Source organism: Acidaminobacter sp. JC074 (assembly GCF_022496765.1).
In the GTDB taxonomy this organism is placed as follows: Bacteria; Bacillota; Clostridia; order Peptostreptococcales; family Acidaminobacteraceae; genus JABXKX01.
This window is the reverse complement of the sequence record NZ_VANV01000057.1, coordinates 1-2,008: the sequence shown is the minus strand read 5'-3', so window position 1 is coordinate 2,008 and position 2,008 is coordinate 1. Positions and strand designations below refer to the sequence as shown.

The window sequence follows — 2,008 nt, the reverse complement described above, 5'->3', positions numbered from 1 at the left end:
GCATAGCAAACTCCGTGTTTTTTTAGTTGTTGTTTTTGTGTGGTGCTTAAATTATACAACGAAAACGGGAGGTTGCTATATTTTTTTGAAAATATAGTAATTGCAATAGATTAAACAGTGTAACTACTGAAAGTAGTTTACGCTAGCACAAGTTTATAGGGGAGGCTTTATGAAAACTTGGTGGAAAGAAGCAGTTGTTTATCAGATATATCCTAGATCTTTTAAAGACACCAATGGTGATGGTATTGGTGACCTTCGCGGTATCATTGAAAAACTTGATTATATCAAATCGCTTGGTGTAGATGTTGTATGGTTAAATCCTATCTATTCATCACCGAATGATGACAACGGTTATGATATCAGCGATTACCAAAACATTATGGAAGAGTTCGGAACCATGAACGATTTTGATGAGCTCTTAGAAGGCATGCATGAAAGAGGCATTAAGCTGATTATGGATTTGGTTGTCAACCATACCTCTGATGAGCACCCTTGGTTTATAGAATCAAAAAAAGGCAAGGATAGTCCTTATCGTGATTATTATATCTGGAAAGATGGTAAGGGTGATAATGAACCCAATAACTGGGGTTCTGTTTTTTCTGGTTCTGCTTGGGACAAGGTAGATGACCAGTATTATCTCCACTGTTTTACTAAAAAGCAGCCAGATCTAAACTGGGAAAATGAAAATATGAGACAAGATGTCTATGACATGATGCGGTTTTGGCTAGACAAGGGTGTGGATGGTTTTAGAATGGATGTGATCAATGCCATTTCAAAGGCAACTTATGATGATGCAAAGGTCCCTGGAGACAATCTTTATGGTGATGTCATCAGTGTTGTATGGAACAATCCAAAGGTCCATGATTATCTGCATGAAATGTATGAAAGTGTTTTAAAACACTATGATATTATGACGGTTGGTGAAACAAGCAGAGTAACACCTGAAATTGCAGACTTGTATGTTCGAGAAGACCGTCAAGAACTCAACATGGTTTTCCAGTTTGAACATATGAAGTTAGATACAGACTGGTGCAAGTGGGTTGAAAGAGACTGGCAGCTGCCAGAGTTAAAAGAAATTCTAAGCAAGTGGCAAACGGATTTAGATAAGAACTCTTGGAACTCTTTATACTGGAACAATCATGACCAGGCCAGAGTGGTATCTAGGTTTGGTAACGACAAAGACTTTAGAAGAGAAAGTGCAACCATGCTTGCAACCCTTCTTCATATGATGCGTGGCACACCTTATATTTATCAGGGTGAAGAAATCGGCATGACCAATATTTATTTTGATAAGTTATCACAGTATAAGGATGTTGAGATTCACAATGGCTACAAACAACTGGTTGAGACCGGTAAAATACCACATGATCAGTTTATGGATAATTCCAATAAGTATTCTAGAGACCATTCTAGAACACCTATGCAGTGGGATGATTCGACCTATGCTGGCTTTAGTGATAGTAAACCTTGGATTGAAGTCAATCCTAATAAATCATCTATTAATGTAGAAGCAGCCCTTAAAGATGACAAGTCAATTTTCTATTATTACAGAAATTTGATTCAGCTGAGAAAAAAACATGAGGTCATTGTTTATGGTGATTATGTCTTACTTGAAAAAGACCATGACTCTCTCTTTGTTTACAAGAGAAGATTAGGTGATGAAAAGATTCTTGTTATTTGTAACTTCCATCAAATGACTCAAACTTATCATCTGCCTGATGATATTTTAAGTGATTCACTTGAAATCCTAATCAATAATTATGAGGATTTTGAACTAAAGAATGAAGTCAATTTAAGACCATACGAAGCGGTAGTCATTAAATATTAAGATGATGGCCTAGAAGATTTTCTTCTAGGTCATTTTTGGTGCGCTGGGCATGTGCGTGAGCTGATAGTCTGAAAAGTTGACTATCTCACCTACCAAGCTTGGGAAGAGAAGCTGTAAGCAAGGGCGTCTTTGGCGACAAAGGGGTCTGAAGGAAGCTGATGGCGGCTACTGGTGTGGAGT

At 37.5% G+C, this 2,008-nt stretch carries 1 protein-coding gene; it reads left to right on the top strand.

Going from position 1 to position 2,008, the window contains the following annotated elements:
• The first annotated feature begins 169 nt into the window (after positions 1 to 169).
• Positions 170 to 1,828, top strand: coding sequence for an alpha-glucosidase (locus EZV73_RS28155; RefSeq protein WP_240843919.1), 1,659 nt, complete (start codon positions 170 to 172; stop codon positions 1,826 to 1,828).
• The last annotated feature ends 180 nt before the right edge of the window (positions 1,829 to 2,008 follow it).

What these genes read in the sequence shown, in the direction of transcription:
- EZV73_RS28155 (WP_240843919.1), top strand. Translation starts at nt 170, where the DNA reads ATGAAAACTTGGTGGAAAGAAGCAGTTGTTTATCAGATATATCCTAGA.